Origin of the sequence: Bilifractor sp. HCP3S3_D3 (genome assembly GCF_052063915.1) — a bacterium.
Lineage (GTDB): Bacteria > Bacillota > Clostridia > Lachnospirales > Lachnospiraceae > Bilifractor.
On record NZ_JBQHWP010000010.1, the window covers coordinates 1 to 17,453 of the forward strand.

13 protein-coding genes and 1 riboswitch are annotated in these 17,453 nt (G+C 48.0%); of the genes, 6 read left to right on the forward strand and 7 right to left on the reverse strand.

What is annotated here, in order from left to right; translation table 11 throughout:
* Window positions 1-186: 186 nt before the first annotated feature.
* From ACTNDI_RS07320 to ACTNDI_RS07330, 3 genes are read right to left on the reverse strand one after another with little or no spacing between them, the layout of a single operon-like run.
* The gene (locus tag ACTNDI_RS07320) at window positions 187-858 is read right to left on the reverse strand and encodes an NAD(P)H-binding protein (protein ID WP_441100277.1); all 672 of its coding nucleotides are present in this window, start codon (window positions 856-858) and stop codon (window positions 187-189) included.
* Between the two features lie 43 nt (window positions 859-901).
* Complete coding sequence (locus ACTNDI_RS07325; RefSeq protein WP_441100278.1) at window positions 902-3,943, reverse strand: glycosyl hydrolase; 3,042 nt, start codon at window positions 3,941-3,943, stop codon at window positions 902-904.
* Window positions 3,944-3,992: 49 nt separating this feature from the next.
* Window positions 3,993-5,336, reverse strand: coding sequence for an MFS transporter (locus tag ACTNDI_RS07330; RefSeq protein WP_441100280.1), 1,344 nt, complete (start codon window positions 5,334-5,336; stop codon window positions 3,993-3,995).
* 135 nt (window positions 5,337-5,471) lie between these two features.
* On the opposite strand from ACTNDI_RS07330, the gene ACTNDI_RS07335 reads away from it, so the two are divergent.
* The 4 genes from ACTNDI_RS07335 (at window position 5,472) to ACTNDI_RS07350 (ending at window position 9,313) form a co-directional block, all read left to right on the forward strand.
* On the forward strand, window positions 5,472-6,560 hold the full coding sequence (locus ACTNDI_RS07335; protein WP_441100281.1) for an AraC family transcriptional regulator: 1,089 nt from the start codon (window positions 5,472-5,474) through the stop codon (window positions 6,558-6,560).
* Window positions 6,561-6,762: 202 nt separating this feature from the next.
* Window positions 6,763-6,872, forward strand: a riboswitch (TPP riboswitch).
* A gap of 218 nt (window positions 6,873-7,090) precedes the next feature.
* Window positions 7,091-7,672 carry an energy coupling factor transporter S component ThiW gene (thiW, locus tag ACTNDI_RS07340; protein WP_441100283.1) on the forward strand — a complete coding sequence of 194 codons (582 nt, stop codon included), beginning with the start codon at window positions 7,091-7,093 and terminating at the stop codon, window positions 7,670-7,672.
* A 68-nt stretch (window positions 7,673-7,740) separates the two neighbouring features.
* Window positions 7,741-8,601: a hydroxyethylthiazole kinase gene (gene thiM, locus ACTNDI_RS07345; protein ID WP_441100284.1), complete on the forward strand. Its 861-nt coding sequence runs from the start codon at window positions 7,741-7,743 to the stop codon at window positions 8,599-8,601.
* A complete protein-coding gene (locus ACTNDI_RS07350; RefSeq protein WP_441100286.1) occupies window positions 8,576-9,313 on the forward strand; it encodes an HAD family hydrolase in 738 nt (245 codons plus the stop codon). Before thiM ends, ACTNDI_RS07350 begins: the two co-directional genes overlap by 26 nt.
* A gap of 280 nt (window positions 9,314-9,593) precedes the next feature.
* Here ACTNDI_RS07350 and ACTNDI_RS07355 read toward each other — a convergent pair whose 3' ends face one another.
* A complete protein-coding gene (locus ACTNDI_RS07355) occupies window positions 9,594-10,766 on the reverse strand; it encodes an NAD(P)-dependent malic enzyme (RefSeq protein ID WP_441100287.1) in 1,173 nt (390 codons plus the stop codon).
* 201 nt (window positions 10,767-10,967) lie between these two features.
* Window positions 10,968-12,098, reverse strand: a complete 1,131-nt coding sequence (locus tag ACTNDI_RS07360; RefSeq protein ID WP_441100289.1) for an Ldh family oxidoreductase — start codon at window positions 12,096-12,098, stop codon at window positions 10,968-10,970.
* 495 nt (window positions 12,099-12,593) lie between these two features.
* Between ACTNDI_RS07360 and ACTNDI_RS07365 the strand changes: the two genes are divergently transcribed.
* Window positions 12,594-13,334 carry a FadR/GntR family transcriptional regulator gene (locus tag ACTNDI_RS07365; protein ID WP_441100290.1) on the forward strand — a complete coding sequence of 247 codons (741 nt, stop codon included), beginning with the start codon at window positions 12,594-12,596 and terminating at the stop codon, window positions 13,332-13,334.
* A gap of 127 nt (window positions 13,335-13,461) precedes the next feature.
* On the opposite strand, the gene ACTNDI_RS07370 is transcribed toward ACTNDI_RS07365, so the two are convergent.
* The gene (locus ACTNDI_RS07370) at window positions 13,462-13,905 is read right to left on the reverse strand and encodes an Lrp/AsnC family transcriptional regulator (protein WP_441100414.1); all 444 of its coding nucleotides are present in this window, start codon (window positions 13,903-13,905) and stop codon (window positions 13,462-13,464) included.
* A gap of 522 nt (window positions 13,906-14,427) precedes the next feature.
* Here ACTNDI_RS07370 and ACTNDI_RS07375 point away from each other — a divergent pair.
* Window positions 14,428-15,864 carry an aspartate ammonia-lyase gene (locus tag ACTNDI_RS07375; RefSeq protein WP_441100291.1) on the forward strand — a complete coding sequence of 479 codons (1,437 nt, stop codon included), beginning with the start codon at window positions 14,428-14,430 and terminating at the stop codon, window positions 15,862-15,864.
* A gap of 113 nt (window positions 15,865-15,977) precedes the next feature.
* On the opposite strand, the gene ACTNDI_RS07380 is transcribed toward ACTNDI_RS07375, so the two are convergent.
* The gene (locus ACTNDI_RS07380; RefSeq protein ID WP_441100292.1) at window positions 15,978-17,306 is read right to left on the reverse strand and encodes a Na+/H+ antiporter NhaC family protein; all 1,329 of its coding nucleotides are present in this window, start codon (window positions 17,304-17,306) and stop codon (window positions 15,978-15,980) included.
* Window positions 17,307-17,453: the final 147 nt, after the last annotated feature.

Sequence of the window (17,453 nt, forward strand, 5' to 3'; positions counted from 1 at the left end):
CCCACCCCCTCCCCACATCCTGCAACACCCCCCCCCCCACAAAACCCCCCCCCCCCCAAACACACCACAAAAAAAAACACCCCCCCCCCCCCCCCGGGGGGGGGGGCCCCACCCCCCCCCCCCCCCGGGTCTTCGCCTGCTCATTCCGTATTAAGTTTCGTAATAAGTGCGTCTCCATACTTCTTATTACTCATGCCGGAGGCATTCCATCGGGCTCAGGTGCGCTGCTTTACTGTCCGGATAGATGCCGAAAAACATACCAATCCCCATCGATACCCCGGCAGCCGAAAGCATAACCAGGGGAGAAATGACCAGCTTCATATGAATCGCCGCGCAGATGATGGCTGAAAGAATCGTTCCGGCAAGATTTCCGCTTCTTTCGCCGTCTGCCTGGAAATCACCGGCAGGGGAAATATATGTCCACTTGACATTCTTCCTCTCCCGAAGTTCACCAAGAGCTTTTCCCATTGCGGATGCCAGCGGCTTAAAAGCATCCGAGAAATCAGCCCCTTCCATAACGGTAGCTGTATGTTCCTTGTTGACATAAAGACTGCCTGCGCCTCCGACAATCAAAAGTCTTGTATCTGTTCCGCTTAAGATGTCATAAAGATGCTTAAGAGATGTGCTGTGCTGCGGCAGGGTTTCTTCTGTCCATGCCCCAAAGGCATCCACAACAGCATCAAATCCGTTGAGATCCTCTGCTGTCAGCTCAAACAAATCTTTCTGTACATAATGCTGTGCCAGCGTGTTATTCTCCTTACGTCCGAAGCCTGTAACATCAAATCCGCGATTCACTGCCTCTGCAATAATTTTTTTGGCTGCTTTGCCGTTTGCGGCAACAATTGCGATTTTCTTCATTTGAACGCCAGACTCATTGCCTCTGCTGACCCCGGATGACTCCTTAGAGGGTGACTTTCTTGTAGAAGTTTACGGCAACTTCGCCAACCATACCATAGGGCTGCGGAGTGGCGGAAATGTTAAAGTTCAATCCCGGTGCATCATCTTTATCCTTTTCTTCTCCATCCATGGCATTATTGGCATTCTCAGCGAGGGCTTTAGACATCTGTCCGACCATGTCGTAGTAGCCTCTCTGAATCAGTCGGTTGCATAGAGTGGAGGATACCTCTACCGTAATCTTGTTCTCGCCGCACTGTACAAGATTAGTGATGTCTACTTTGAGCGCGTCAATGTCTACGGCGCCAGCTTTCTGACCATTGACATAGACAGCTGCGGTACTCTTATGTACGTTTTCGATAGAGAGAAAGCAACCGATATCATCTGCCCAATCAGCAGGTGTAGTGAAACTTGCTGTGTAGTATCCGACTCCGGAGACATCCGGCCCGATCTCAGGAATATCCATCCAGGGTTTAAGTTCAACCCGGCCGGCATTGAGCAACGTCTTTTTTGTTTCAAAATGAACTTCGGTTGTGATATGACCCACACCGCGGTCTTCTTGAATTACTACCTTATCGCCTTCGTTCCAATCTTCAACCTCAAGATTCCATTTATTGATGACAATCTTCTCGGGGACTACTATGGAGACCTTTTTCCCGATTCCATCGGATAAGACGACATCGTAATCTCCACTCGATTCTGCTTTTGCAATGAGTTTCCCTTTATCTGCGACAATTGTCAATCCCCGGGCTTCGACTGCGTGCAGGGTTTCCTGTCCTTTTTCGATCACATAAATGCAGGCTTCACCCGGCGCAAGCACTGTGGTAATGAATGTTTTGCCTTTTTCTATTTTATAGCATCCGACTTCCTCGACTCTTCCGTTCCAGCAGTCAATTTTATACGGCTTGCCGGCACCATTAATGGCAGCTGTGAAAGTAAAATCTTCTGTCTCTGTGTACTGCATGTTATACGCATAGTAGATAATTTCTTTCTCAGTTTCTTTGAGAAGTGTTAGGACTTTTGTGTTTGGCTCAGTAAAAGAAACCCTGGGTTGAATGCCCAATTCTGCGAGAGCCTGAATCGTCTCGGACTGGACATTAATCTCTTTTGTGGTCGGAACAGACTTAATTTTCCGGACAATGACTGCCAGTTCTTCGTCTTTTCCGTCGTTGAAAGGTGTCATGGCTGCTGCCTTTTTGTGGGTAACTGTAACGCCCGGACGGATTGTCTCGGAACATCCATTTACGAAGACGACCGGAAGTCCTTTCCTTGCCATTTCCAGAATCTTCTTTGCGGTTGTGACCGGCAGGATACTCTGGAAGATCACGATTGCCTGATATCCAGGTCCGTCCGGAAGCAGTACCCCGTATCGGGTATCCACAAAGTCCTCTTCGAGAATCTGCGGGGCAAAGTAGTCCCATGTGTAGCCAGCATCCTGTAGGTTCATGTCTTTCCAGTATATACCTTCATGACCACGCATCAGCTGATGTTCATAAAGATCCTTTTCTCCGGATTCAGCAGCGAAATACAAGTTGTTAAAATTATAATCCAGGCGTAATATGGCAAGATCCATTCTGGGTTTTCCCTCGCGCAACAGCATCTGATAACGGGCCAGCATGCCGGTCCAGTCATTATAATGCTGATATGCAGGCTGACGAGAACCGAATCGCTCGGAAAAGATCGGCCACATGCCCTCATGTCCCGGCCAGTAAGTACTCTGCTTTGAACCAGCGATACTGGAATAGCCGTGCAGAACTGTTTTGGTAACGCCCGCAGCAAATTGCGTATAGATGATCTGCGTGTAGAAATCCAAGGGCATCTTGTAGTTCATGGTTGTTGCACCAGTCTCACTGGAATACATGCGACCGTATACATGAGCAGTACCTGCAAGGTTTCTGTAGGGCTCGATCTGCGATGCAAACTCAAGAGACTCGGTCTCAACATCGTCAACATACTTGCCCGGCTGGGAAATTTCGAAGGGAAGCCCGTAGGAAATCTCGGAACGGAGCCACATATGGTTCTTGTTACACCACTCCTTCATCGGCTTCATCATATTCTCACAGTACATATCTGTGGCCGTTTGATAAAGGTCGTTGAGAAGTTTTTCTGCAAAAACTGAGTCTTTCATATAATAGTAGTATTCATGGACCGGCTGCATCATGCCCGGCCTTTTAATTACAAAGGGAAGATAAGGTACAATATCATAACCTCGGCGTTTTTTGAATTCGTCTACGAAATTATACCCCCATAGCTGACCACCTTGCCCGAAAGTTGCGAGTTCCAGAGAATCCATGTACATCATAGCGCGCCCGTTCTGCTCGAGCGTCTTACGCAGCTCCGGTGTGATTACCTCTCTGTCCCAGTACCGAATGAAGGCATCAATGCCATAGTGATCCATATAGTTAACAGTATAAGAAACACTGCAGGATGGGTTTGCCGTCTGCCCGGTACCATGAATCCAGAAGGTAAAAAGAAGATATTCACCATCCCCTGGTGCAGTAAAATTCAGTTCTCCTCCTATTACCTGATTATTTAAAACAATGGCAGAATCCTTATCCAGATAATGCTTTCCGTCCTTCTCCCCTAAATCACGAATCGCAACAACAGCGACAAACTCCTGCTTTGTAACACCCGGCATGATTAGTTTGGACTTTTTCAGCTTGCCTTTTCTACTCTCTCCGGATTTCAGCCTTTCCAGAGCATAATCCAGTTCCTTGGCAGCTGCTTTATCATCCGGTGTGATGGTTGTCAGATTGCAGTTTGACCAGTTTGTGCCACAGGTAGCGCTGACTCCCATGCCGCGTTTTGTTGTTTCCCTGAACATGAGTTCTGAATCATGAACCCATTCCTCAGATCCCCATCCATAAATTTTGGAATCTGCTCCCGGCTCGTCCATTGCCAGAAATTCAACAGCACCGAATCCGGATTCCTTCAAAAGATCCAGATCATGTTTCAGAGTTTCATCTGTATTGAGGCCCTCAGCAAGCCACCATCTGATATCTGGTTTAAACTCATCTGCCGGTTTCTGCAGTTTCTTTATATCAATCATTTCAAATAACCTCCGTATAAGAAATCCTGTTTTACATAAAACTGAAATATCAGCCTCTGATTTTTACGATTTCTTCATTCTGCGCATCTAATTTTTCTTTTGACAGAGGATACAATACAGCAAAGATCAATGCGCCAAGGGCTCCAAGAATAGCCGGTGCGATGATAACACAGAAAACAATTGCGAAATTTACGCTTCCAGTCTGTGTTGCCGCTTTTGCATCAAATCCTACCACTGCAAGGATGTATCCGGGAATGGCTCCGCCGATACCCATTGCACATTTTGTGATAAAAGATGAGAGGGAAGCAATTGCACCTTGCGCTTTTATGCCGAGATGCAGTTCAACGTAGTCGGTATTGTCCGCCTGAATCGCATAGGTTAGAGGCATACTGAGACCGGAACCTATACCGGTTACTACGGTTGCAATCAGAAGAATCGGAATATTTGTTACATTGAACAGCCTTACAAGCGGTATGAGCGTAATCATCACTAATGATAAGGCATATAAGCGTTTTTTTCCAAACCGGTTAACCAGCGGAACTGCAAGAACAGTAAAAGGAATCAGTGTCAACAGCTGAACAATTGATACAAGACTCAGTAAAGAAAGATCGCCTAATACGTATGTGTAGAAATAAGTATTCGCTGTATTCAGAATGTATGTGCCGACAAAATATGTCAATGCGGTAAGGAAAGTGACCCATACCGGACGAGCCGTCAGAATTCGAAACAAATCTCTGAACTTATAAGATTCTGTGTCGGGTGCTGCCTGAATTCTCTCCTTAATGCCAAGGGTTCCAAGTACAGAAAAACCAATGATGATTACAGTTGCAATCACAACTAATCTGAAGTAACCAGCAGCGATGTTTGTATCACCGATAATGATTGGTGCTACGATGTTCAATCCGAAAATTCCTGCCATGTAAGCAAATCCTTTGATAGAGCTTAAGGCGGTTCTCTCTTTCACATCTGAGGTCATAACAGGAAGCATACTATTCAGGGAAATATCCATAACCGGAAACAGAACACCGATCAGAATGTATGTCACATATGCGATAACCAGCTTTCCTCCGGTTGCCATATAGGGTCCGTAGAACATCAGTAAGAAGTTTATGCCACAGGCAATAGAACCAAAGAGCAGAGTCGGTCTGAAATGTCCCATCTTAGTTGTTTTAGCATGGTCAATACAGAAACCTATCAGCGGATCATTCAGTCCATCCAGGATTCTGGCTATCAAGAACAGAGTCGCACATGCTGCAGGATTTAATCCGACAATGTTTGTGTAGAAAATCAATAGGTAGGATCCTAAAATTGCCTGAACCGGAATATTACCCAGGTTCGTTAATGCATATGAGATTTTTTCTTTAACACTAATTTTTTCATTTAACTCTCCCATTTTTCTCTCCTTTTGCACAAGCCTAACATTTATTTGTAAATAAAAAATAACTTGTTTTTTATAGAGAAAAAAGCTAAATTGGAGACATTGGAAATAACTTTTCGGACATGGAAAATGAATTAGAAAGGCTTAAAGATGAATCAAGCTTTCTCTTTTGACGTAAAACTGACGCTTCCAGATTTTTTTCTGAAAGAGACTAAATTTTTAAGACAATACTATTATGACCATCCGGACGTGGACTGGTCTATTCCAGGAAATACTGTTAACAAGGATATATTCAATTTGAATTATCCTTTTAACGAAGACGAAACCTTACACAAACTACAAATGGATCCTACGAATAGGTATATCCCCGATCATGTACTGGATGCATTTGATACCGATGTCTATGCTATGATTCCCCCCAATTATTTTCCAGCTTTCTGGCATTATCACACTTATTTCGAGCTTATCTATGTGTTAAGGGGAACGGCAAGAAACTATACGGACAACAGCGTTTTTGATCTGAAACAGGGAGACTTGGTCATTCTGGGATTAGGCTCAAGACACGCTCTTTCTTCCTACAACGATGATTGCGTTCTTGTGAATATCCTGGTCAGAAGTTCTACTTTCTGGGAGATTTTTTCTAATCATACCTATGAAAATGATATTCTGCATCATTTTTTCACTAATGTCCTTTCTCATTACGTAAATGATACCTTTATTCTTTTTCACACCGGACGTGATCCACTTATCCAAAGCCTGACAATTAATCTTCTTCAGACGGATCCGTCTTATCGAAAGTACACGGAACTGGAGAAAAAGGCATCTATCTCCCTCCTTTTCTCCAGACTGATGAACAAATATGCTTCTACTTCCGAACTGATCAATAACGATCCCACCGAAAAGAATTATGACATAGCCATGATTCTGAGTTACATGCAACAGCACTACAAGGAGATTTCACTCTCATCCTTAGCCAAATTCTTTGGATACAGTGAACGGCAGACACGGCGATTGCTCATCAAATTTACGGGTAAGGGATATCAAGAGAATTTAGATTACATCCGGATGGCAGAAGCCAAAAATCTACTTAAGACGACAGATAAATCCATCGAGTCCATTGCAGAAGAAGTCGGCTTCTCCTCTGTATACAGCTTCCGAAAGAGCTTCAAGCACTACTACAAACGGACACCCTCAGAGTATCGGACCGAAGAGAAAATAAAAGAGCGGCTAAGCCCCTGATTAATGTCCATTTACTTTAATAACTACATCTGTCTCGTCAAAGCTTTTCTGCACACGTTCTGAAATATCAAAATTGCTCAGTTCAGAAACAGTAGATTGACATTTGGCGGTCAGAAACAATAGATTGACATTTGGTGTGCACTTTCTGAATGGATTGTGTTATAATAGGCCTGTTAAAGCAGAACGCTTTAGAAAAATCAAGAGAAACAGACTGGGGAGCCCGATGCATCGGGCTGAGAGGACGGATTTCAGCTGTCGACCCATTAACCTGATTTGGATAATGCCAACGTAGGGAGCATCGCTGTGATTATGCGTATTTATGCAGACTGTCGTTTGGCAGTCTGTTTTTTTTACGCGAACAGTGAGCCGCAGCCGAATGCGAAGTATTCGTGTGCGGCAAGCGTCGCGATAGCGAGATAAAACTCGCACAGCGTGTTTTATCTCGTTTCGCGTCCGGACCGGTGATCATAGTGACAATCAGCCGGCGCGTCATCAATTTCTTTAAATCTTAAAAAGGAAGGGATATGATCATGAAAAACAAATGGAACACAACCACGGTTTCTGCAAAGAATGCAGCTTCTGCTGCTGCCCCGCTTCCGGAAGGGTCACGGGCAGGAAAGCTGTCTCTGAAGAAAATGGTATTTACAGCGATGCTTGCATGTCTCGGATTTGTGCTGAATACCTTTGTATGGTTTCCGCACATGGCTCCGTTTCAGCACTTCTGCAACGTTATGGGGGCGGTTTTTCTGGGCCCGTGGTACAATTTCATCGCAGCTCTTCTGACGGGCTGCATGCGGGTGGCTCTGGTCGGCTGTGATTTTCAGGCTGTGATCGGCGCGATTTTTGGTGCCCTGCTTTCCGGTATTCTGTATAGAAAAACGCATAAGCTCTGGGCAGCATGGGTCGGAGAAGTCATCGGAACCGGATTCATCAGCGCGGTACTGGCAAGCGTGATTTTCAACCTGGCACTTCACATTAAATACGCGATTTTTTATCTTATCCCCTACTACGGCCCAGCATCTGCGATGGGGGCAACCCTCGCCATTGCGGTTCTCCTGGTGCTGAAGCGATCCAAGGCGCTGCCGAAGATGCAGGCGCAGCTGAACAAATGAAAAATTTTCCGCGGCCGGGAAGTCCACTGAAAAAATGATGAAGCATTTTATGGAAGGAATCATAACAGATGGAGTATGGAGAATCTCTTCGAAAAGTGCAGGAAACGAAGCCTGCGGTGCAGTGTATCACAAATTTTGTCACGGTCAATGACTGCGCGAATATCATTCTTGCGGCAGGAGGAACACCGGCGATGACGATGGATGTTCGCGAGGTCCGCGAGGGAGTGGAGGGAATGAATGCCCTTGTCTGCAATCTCGGAGCGATTGAATCGGTAGACAGCATGATCATTGCCGGACAGCATGCGAATGAGCTGGGAATCCCGGTTGTTCTGGATCCGGTCGCTGCCGGCAGCACAACGCTGCGGCGGTACAGCATCCGGGAGCTTCTGGAGACGGTCCATTTTACCGCAATCCGGGGAAATGCCTCTGAGATCCGTGCGATTGAGACAGGAGGCCTTGAGGCGAAAACCGGGAGGGGCGTGGATGTCAGCGCGGAGGATGAGATTACCGCAGATAATCTCGAGAAGAGTATTGTGATGGCCGAAAAACTGGCTCTGCGGATCCGAAGCGTCATAGCCGTATCCGGAGAGACAGATATCGTGACTGACGGAGAACAGACAGTGATTCTCCATAATGGGTGCGCAACGATGGCACGGATTACCGGAAGCGGATGCATGCTTACTTCGCTGATCGGAGCGTTCTGCGGTGCCGACAGAGAGAATTCCTTCCGCGCTGTCGTGAGTGCAATGACGGTGATGGGCCTTGCGGGAGAGATCGCGGAACAGAAGCGTCTGGAGAAGGGAACCGGAAACGCCACCTTCCGCACAGATCTGATCGATGCCGTCTTCAATATGACTCCGGAGAAGGTGGATCAGGGCATCCGGTGTCAGGAGGAACAGAGAAATGCGGAAAAAGTACGCGATTTTTGATGTGGACGGCACGCTGGCGGATTCGATGCGGTACTGGGATCATCTCGCGGAGGATTATCTCGGCGGTCTGGGCATTCATGCATCCCGGGAGGATCTTGCGCCGATCGAAACCATGACAATGTCCGAAAGCTCGGCGTATTTCATTCACAGATACAGTCTTGCGAAAACGCCCGGAGAAGTGATGGAAGAAATGTTCGCTCTGATACGAAAGCACTACGAGGAGGACATTCCGCTGAAGGAGGGAGCCGCCGCTTATCTCCGAAGCCTCCGGGAACGGGGTGTGCGCATGTGCGTCGCAACGGCAAATGACACCGCGCTTTCCAGGGCGTGTTTCCGGCGGAACGGAATTCTGGAATATTTTGACTTTTTTGTGAGCTGTGAGGAAATCGGCAGGGGAAAGCGGGATCCGGACATCTATGATTTCTGCAGGGAGAAAATGGCCGATGAGACAGGCACCTCTCTCCTGCCGTCCGATGTGGCGGTGTTTGAGGATGCTGCCTATTGTCTGGAAACCGCTTCAGGTGCCGGGTATTATACCGTTGCGATGTTCGAGAGCAGCTATGAAAAGGACTGGGACAGAATCCGGGGGATTGCTGACGAATCCTATGTGAGCTGGAACGACGCGATGCAGCAGGCTGGCAGAATACCGTGTGATAAGGCGGAAGGGCGCGGTGTAATAGTCTGCCAGAAAATACAGCGTGATAAGCTGTAAATACGTGATGCGAGTGGCTTTGACGGATGTATTGTAAGAAGGTGGAGAAATGCTCCCTGGAAAGTCAAAAGTACACAGCGTGAAAAATGCAAAGAGATAAAACACGCTGCGCGAGTTTTATCTCGCTATCGCGACGCTCGCCGCACACGAATACTTCACATTCGGCTGCGGCTCACTGTTCGCGTAAAAAAAGGCTGCCGCAGCGATGTGATCCGTACAGGAAAACAAGCTGCGGCAGCCTTTCTGACTGTGTCAGAATATTTGTGTCAAAATATTATATTCAGATTCTTGCGACTCCGCTCTCACGGGCTGCCTTAGCGACAGCTTCGGCAACGGCAGTCTTTACTCTCGGATCAAATGCCTTCGGAAGAATGTAATCTGCGGAAAGCTCCTTGTCGGAGACAAGGCCGGCGATTGCCTTTGCAGCGGCGATCTTCATCTCGTCATTGATGTCGGATGCGCGTACATCCAGAGCTCCGCGGAAGATGCCCGGGAAGCAGAGAACGTTGTTGATCTGGTTCGGGAAGTCACTTCTTCCGGTCGATACAACTGCTGCGCCTGCAGCCTTTGCGTCATCCGGATAAATTTCCGGTACCGGGTTTGCGCACGCAAAAATGATCGGATCCTTTGCCATGCTGCGAACCATATCCTGAGTCAGTGTGCCGGGTGCGGAAACACCGATAAATACATCAGCTCCCTTGATGACGTCTGCCAGAGTGCCGGACTCATGTGAGCGGTTTGTGATCTTCGCCATCTCTTCCTTGACCGGGTTCAGTCCTTCACGGCCCTCATAGATTGCGCCCTTGCGGTCAGTCATGATAACATTCTTGAGACCCATGGAGATCAGAAGCTTGATGATAGCGATTCCGGCAGCGCCGGCACCGGATGTGACGATCTTGATATCCTCGATGTTCTTGCCGACAACTTTGAGCGCATTCATCAGGCCTGCAAGGGTGATAACCGCGGTTCCATGCTGGTCATCATGGAAAATCGGAATATCGGTGCACTTCTTCAGCTTCTCTTCGATCTCAAAGCATCTCGGAGCAGCGATGTCCTCGAGGTTGATGCCGCCGAAGGATCCGGAAATGAGAGAAACGGTCTTTACGATCTCGTCTACATCATGTGTTTTTACACAGATCGGGATTGCGTCTACATCGCCGAAAGCTTTGAAGAGCGCGCATTTTCCTTCCATAACCGGCATTCCTGCCTCCGGTCCGATGTCGCCCAGGCCGAGTACTGCGGAGCCGTCTGTTACAACTGCGACGGTGTTCCATCTTCTGGTCAGCTCGTAACTTTTATTGATATCCTTCTGGATCTCAAGACAGGGCTGCGCAACACCCGGGGTGTATGCAAGGCTCAGCGCCTCGGCGCTGTCTACTTCAGCTCTCAGCTTGATTTCAATTTTACCCTTCCACTCATAGTGCTTTTTCAGGGATTCCTTTGCGTAATCCATTTGATTATCCTCCATATATGAATATGAATTTATGAATATGAATTGAAATTGTTACCGAATAAGAATTGCTGCTGTACAAAAATATTGGTTATCGTCAAATTAATGGTTATTGTGTGGAAACCGTTACCGTACAGAATTTGTCCAGCCGCAATATGCCTTCCGGAACAGGTTACCACTCCGGAGGCATTGCTGTAAAGGAAATCAGTAATTGCCGGCGAAGAATTTGGAATCTTTGTTGACCTGATATCCCTCAAAGTATTTGCTGAAGTCCATGTGCAGGTAGGAGCAGAGGTTGCTGAGCTCTACCATGGTATTGTCGTTTACCGGAATACCGTTTTCTCTTCTGTCTTTTTCTGCAAAAATTTCTTTTTCTCCATGCGTATAGATCTGTTCCTGACCTTCTGCCTTCGGGCTCTCACGAAGTCTCTGAAGGTAATCGGAGAAGTTCTTCTTGATGGCTTCCGCATCTCCGAAGAAGGCGGGATTGATCGCGATGAAGCCATGGCAGATTCCGGTTTTATCCTTGAAGGTGCAGCACTGATCCGAGTTCACGCCGTTTGAGAGGATGGAACTGAGGATTTCGCAGACCATGCCCCATCCGTAACCCTTGTGGCTTCCGGTCAGAGGATCATTTCCACCAAGCGGCATGATGCCGCCGCCCTTCTTTGCTACGATATTGGACAGAACGGTCGGCGCGTCGCTGCACGGATTACCGTTGGCGTCGAGAGCCCATCTTTCCGGAAGCGGTTTTCCGGCTTTATTGTACATCTCCAGCTTTCCTCTGGTGACAACTGTTGTAGATGCATCGAAAAGGAAGGGGAACGGGTCGGCAGGAACGGCAACCGCAATCGGATTGGAGCCGATCATTGCCTTTCTTCCGAACGTGGGAACCATGATCGCCTCAGAGTTTGTCGCGGCGACACCGATCAGTCCCTGGTCACTTGCCATCTTTGCGTAGTATCCGGCAATTCCGAAATGATTGGATTCGCGGACGGATACGATTCCGACACCGGTGGTCTTTGCCTTCTCGATTGCCTTATTCATTGCAAAATAAGCATTGAGCTGGCCCATTCCATTATGTCCGTCAATAACTGCGGATACGGGTGTCTCAAATACAACTTCGGGCTTTGCGGTCGGATGAATTGTTCCCTTTTCAATTCCCTTGTGGTAGCGGACCATCCTCTGCATGCCGTGGCTTTCAATTCCGTAGAGATCAGCGGTCAGCAGAACATCCTTGATGATTTTTCCCTCTTCATCGGAAAATCCGAAATTGTGAAAAACATCGGCGCAAAAACGATTCAGTGTTTCATAGCTCCATTTAACGTACCCCATTGTACTGCTCCTTCTGGTATATTTACCATGATTGTTGCTTTGATTGGTAATACCAATATAACACCGCACATATTGAAATTCAATGATGATTTCCCGGATGAACAAGACAAAAACAGCGACTGTGACCGTCTGCGTTCTGCCCGGGATCCTGGAAGCTGAAGATCAATGAGAGTAAGGAAAGCCCGAGAAGGACGAACGGAGACATGCCGGAAATGAAGCTCCCAAAGGGCCCCGAAACGAAAAAACAGAAGGAGCTCTTCTCGAAATCGGGAAATTTTGTGGTAATATAAGTAAGCGTAGAGGATATGAATCTAAACAGAAAATATGTAAACCTGCATGTCCTGCAAGGCAGGGCGTCACAGATAATATTCTGCGAAGCACGGAGCAATCCGCAGCTTATACAGTGTGTGACGCGGGGACGTATACAGTTTGTGGCACGACTTATCGCATGGGGGTTTATTGTATAAAGACAGGATGTAAAACGGGGAGAAACAGATGACAGAGCAGGTCGTTTTTCAAAAAGTAAATAAAGAAGATGCGGTGAATGATATACTCGATCAGATCATAAAGGCAATCGAAGATGGCCTGCTTCATGAGGGAGATGCGCTCCCCACGGAGAGGAAGATGGCGGAGCAGATGGCTGTGTCCCGGCCGGTGGTGCGTGAGGCACTTCATTCTCTCCGGCTGCTCGGCATCATTCATTCGGTGCAGGGGGGCGCGAATTATATTACAGACGACTTCAATCAGTGTATGATCACACCGCTTACGCTTCTGTTCCGGATGAACCGGAGCACAGTAACGCAGGTGCAGCAGCTGCGTTCTTCACTTGAAGTGGAATCCGCCTCTCTTGCGGCCGAAAAATGTACCGAGGAGGACACTGCCGAGCTGGAATGGTATCTCAAAAGGCTGGACCAGGAGGAGAATGACCGGGAGCGTGCGTCTCTTGACCGGGAGCTTCATCTGAAGATCGCCTCAATTGCGGATAATCCCATGATCTATCAGGTACTGTGCGCATCCTCCGTATTGATTGAGAACATGATCACGGATATCCGGGCTCTGGTCATGCAGAAGGAAAAATCCACAAAAGGCATTGATCAGGAGCACCGGAATCTGGTTCGGGCGATAATGTCGCACGATACGCGGGATGCTCGACGTCGGATGAACGAGCACATGTGGACGGTGACCGGCTATGTCAGAACGATTGAAGAGAATAAACGTTCCTGCGGGGAAGGCTGATATATTTACGTCCTTTACGAAGCCTCCATCACAGGAAATGCAGTCAATGAAAATCTAAAACGTAAATTCAAAATGTAAAATCAAAACGTAAATCAAGGGCGATGACAGATGTGGGCCTATTTTTATTTTACGGGGAAGTGTGAACCGGTACCGCCCTCTGCTCCACGCTGGTTGAGAAGACGATCTGGGTCTTGGTGCGGCCGAATTTCTGGAGCTCATTGATGAAATGATCCAGTTCTGTCGTACTCTGGAACATGACCTCGATGAGCATCGAGTAATCACCCGTCACACAGTTGCACTCCACCACGTTCGGGATCGACTTGATATAGGGATAAAACTCCGGTTTCTGATTTGGTTCGACCTCCAGATTGATGAACGCTTTGATATGATAATCCAGCATCATAGGGTTGATCTGTGCGTGATATCCCAGGATCACGCCCTGTTCCTCCAGCTTTTCCAGCCTTGCAGAGACGGAGGGCGAGGACAGAAAAACCTTTGCTGCCAGATCTTTGAGAGGAATTCTGCCGTCTTTCTGCAGGATATTCAATATCTTGATGTCGATGGCATCCAGCTTTTTCAAAATTTCACCTCCACGAAATCCATCCAAATACATAATTCAGGAAAAAATTCCATCTATAAAATTCAGAAAAGAAGTTCATCCATGAAATTGAGGAAAATAATCCATCTACAAAGAAATTGAGGAAAATAATCCATCTACAAAATTCAGGAAGAAAATCCATTCACAAAACAGAACAGCAATCCATCCGTGGAATCCAGGGAAATAGAAAAAGAGGCACCGGCTGATCTTTTCAGCTGGTACCTCTCTGTACTGCCCTAATTATAAACCTTCCGGCGTCAGATGCAAGTGAGAAGTTTACAAACGGCTTTATATTATTCGTCATAACGGAAATTAACTTTATTTATTTCGTGAGAACGCCCTGGATTTCTTCTCTTTCAATCTTTTCAACTTAAGATATTTACATCGGGTTTTCAGGGTGCTATTCTCGCGTCATCCGGAAGGACAGTCGGTGAAGACGTCCGAAAAGTTTAATGAGTGCTCAAATTTCATTCAGGACATTTGGAGGGAAACATCATGGAGATTTTTGAGAAGATCGCAGCAGGAACTCGTCTGGAAGCTGATTCCATCGGCACACTGGAGGTGCCGGAGGATGCCTATTACGGAGTGCAGTCTCTTCGGGCAAAGAGGAATTTTCCGATCACCGGCACCGGACTCCATCCCCTGTTTATTCGGAACCTGGCGAGAATCAAGCTCGCGGCGGCCGAGACAAACAAGAAAAGCGGAAAGCTGAAGCCGGAAAAGGCAGATGCCATCGCAAAGGCATGCCGTGAGATCATGAGAGGCAGGCTTACAGAGTCTTTCATCGTGGACGGAATTCAGGGCGGAGCCGGAACCAGTGCAAACATGAACGCGAATGAGGTTGTGGCCAACAGGGCAATCGAGCTGCTTGGAGGCAAAAAAGGCGATTATTCCGTCATTCATCCAAATGATGACGTGAACATGTGCCAGTCAACCAACGATGTGATTCCGACATGCGGCAAGCTGACTGCTCTCGATCTTCTCTCCGTCCTTGACGGTGAGCTGGAAGCGCTTGCAGACAGCCTCTCTGAAAAATCTGAAGAATTTGATCATATTCTCAAAATCGGACGCACACAGCTCCAGGATGCTGTCCCCATGCGTCTCGGTCAGACCTTCCATTCCTATGCATCGATGGTTTCCAGAGACCGCGATCGTCTTCTGCATCTCAAGAAAGAACTCTACACGGTGAATATGGGCGCGACAGCCATAGGTACCGCGATCAATACCTCCGATTTTTATTTTTACAATATTGTCCCGACACTTGCAAAAATCACCGGTTATCCGCTTACGCAGGCAGCGGATCTGTTTGACGCGACCGAAAATCTCGACAGCTTCGTGACGATTTCCTCCGGACTGAAAACCTGTGCGGTTGACCTCTCCAAGATGTGCAATGACCTTCGTCTGCTCTCCAGCGGACCACGGGCGGGAATCGGCGAGATCTCTCTTCCGGCGATGCAGAACGGATCTTCGATCATGCCCGGAAAGGTCAACCCGGTAATTCCCGAGGTTGTGACGCAGGTGGCATTTGAGGTCGCCGGCAATGATACGACCATCACCATGGCAGCAGAAGCCGGGCAGATGGAGCTGAATGCGTTTGAGCCTGTTCTGTTCTACAATCTGTTTGACTCTGTTTCTGAGCTGACGCACGCGGTGAACACGCTGCGTGTGAACTGCATCGATGGAATCACAGCGAATGAGGAAAGATGCGGGGAGCTTCTGAATGCAAGCGTTGGAATTGCCACTGCTTTGAATCCGTATATCGGATACAGGAAAGCCGCGGAAATCGCAAAGAAATCCCTGAAGACCAGCGTGCCGGTGAAGGAGCTGGTGCTTCAGGAAAAGCTGATGACAGCAGGCGATCTCGAGCAGGTGCTTGATGCCTACAGTCTGACGTCAATCCATACGGGAAGAACCGCAAGCAGCGCAGTCTGAAAACGTGATAGACGAAAAGTCCGTAAACAGGAGCGGGGCCTGAACCAATACTGATGAGAAGGGCCGCAAGCAGCACAGGCCTGGCCAGGGAAGGTGGGAGGGACCGCGGCTGCTCAGCTCCTGTCGAAAACGATCGAGAGAACCACAAAGATCAGGAGCAGGAAGGGATAGAATAAATAAGGAATGATCGATACGGTGGAGACTCCGGAGAGGCTGGCTGCAATCAGAAGCTGCGCGCCGTAGGGGATAATGCCCTGAAAGATGCAGGAGCAGGTGTCCAGAAGGGACGCGGTCTTCTGCGGCCGTATCTGATATTCGGTGCTTACGGTTTTTGCGATAGGCGCGGCGACGACGATGGCAACGGTATTGTTTGCTGTCGCGATATCCATCAGGCCGGTAAGAAAGGCAATGCCGAACATGGCACCCCGCTTGCTGTGGGAAAATTTCCGGATCAGCTCCAGGATCGCCTCAAAGCCTCCGTACTCTTCCATCAGCGCGCTGATGGAGGCGACAAGAATGGTGACGATCATGGTTTCGAACATCGACGATGTGCCGGTACCCATGGAGGAAAACGCGGTGGCAAAACTGAGTTCTCCGAGCAGACCGCCCATGATCAGGAACAGGAGAATCCCGACTCCAAGGACAACGAAGACATTGGTTCCGAGAAGGGCCATGACAAGAACCGCAAAATATGGGAGCGCAAGGCCGAACTGGAAAGGATAATTTCCGAGTTCGGCTTTTCCGCCGTTCAGGGCAATGACGCAGAGAATTGCCAGCGTGAGTACGGCGGCCGGGAGGGCGATCCGGATATTCGCGCGGAATTTATCCTTCATCTCAACGCCCTGTGTCTTGGTGGCCGCAATCGTCGTGTCGGAAATGAAGGAGAGATTGTCTCCGAACATGGCACCGCCCACGACGGTACCGACACAGAGAGGCAGGTAAAACCCGGCTGTTTTTGCGACGGAAGCGGCGATCGGCACCAGTACGGTTATCGTGCCGACACTGGTACCCATTGACATGGAAATCAGGCAGGCAATGACGAAAAGACCGGGAATGGCAAATCGGCCCGGTATGATATTCAGAAGCAGGTTGGCGGTACTCTCCACTCCGCCCGCCTGGTTGGCAATTCCGCTGAAAGCGCCTGCCATCAGGAAAATAAAGAGCATGATCGTGATGTTGTCATCGCCGATTCCTCTGGCGCAGATATGGATCTTCTCATCAAAGGAAAGAGAAGGATTCTGGAGAAAGGCGACGATCAGCGCCAGACCAAAAGCCACGACGACAGACATGATATAGAAGCCCATTTCTCCCTTAACAGGGTGGATATATTCAAAATAAATACCAGATCCCAGGTACAGGACGAGAAATACCAGGATGGGGATGAGTGCCTTTGGGTTTGACTGCTTCTTCCTGTGATTTGCAGTGTTGTTTTGTTCAGACATTTTCTTTCTCCCGAAATAAGTTAATGGTGAATACGAATATTACAGATACAGGTTTACCGATACGGGTTTACAAATACGGATATATTAATAATATTTCATAAGGAGGCGATGTTCAAGAAAAACGGCTGTTGTTCCAGCCGTTTTTTC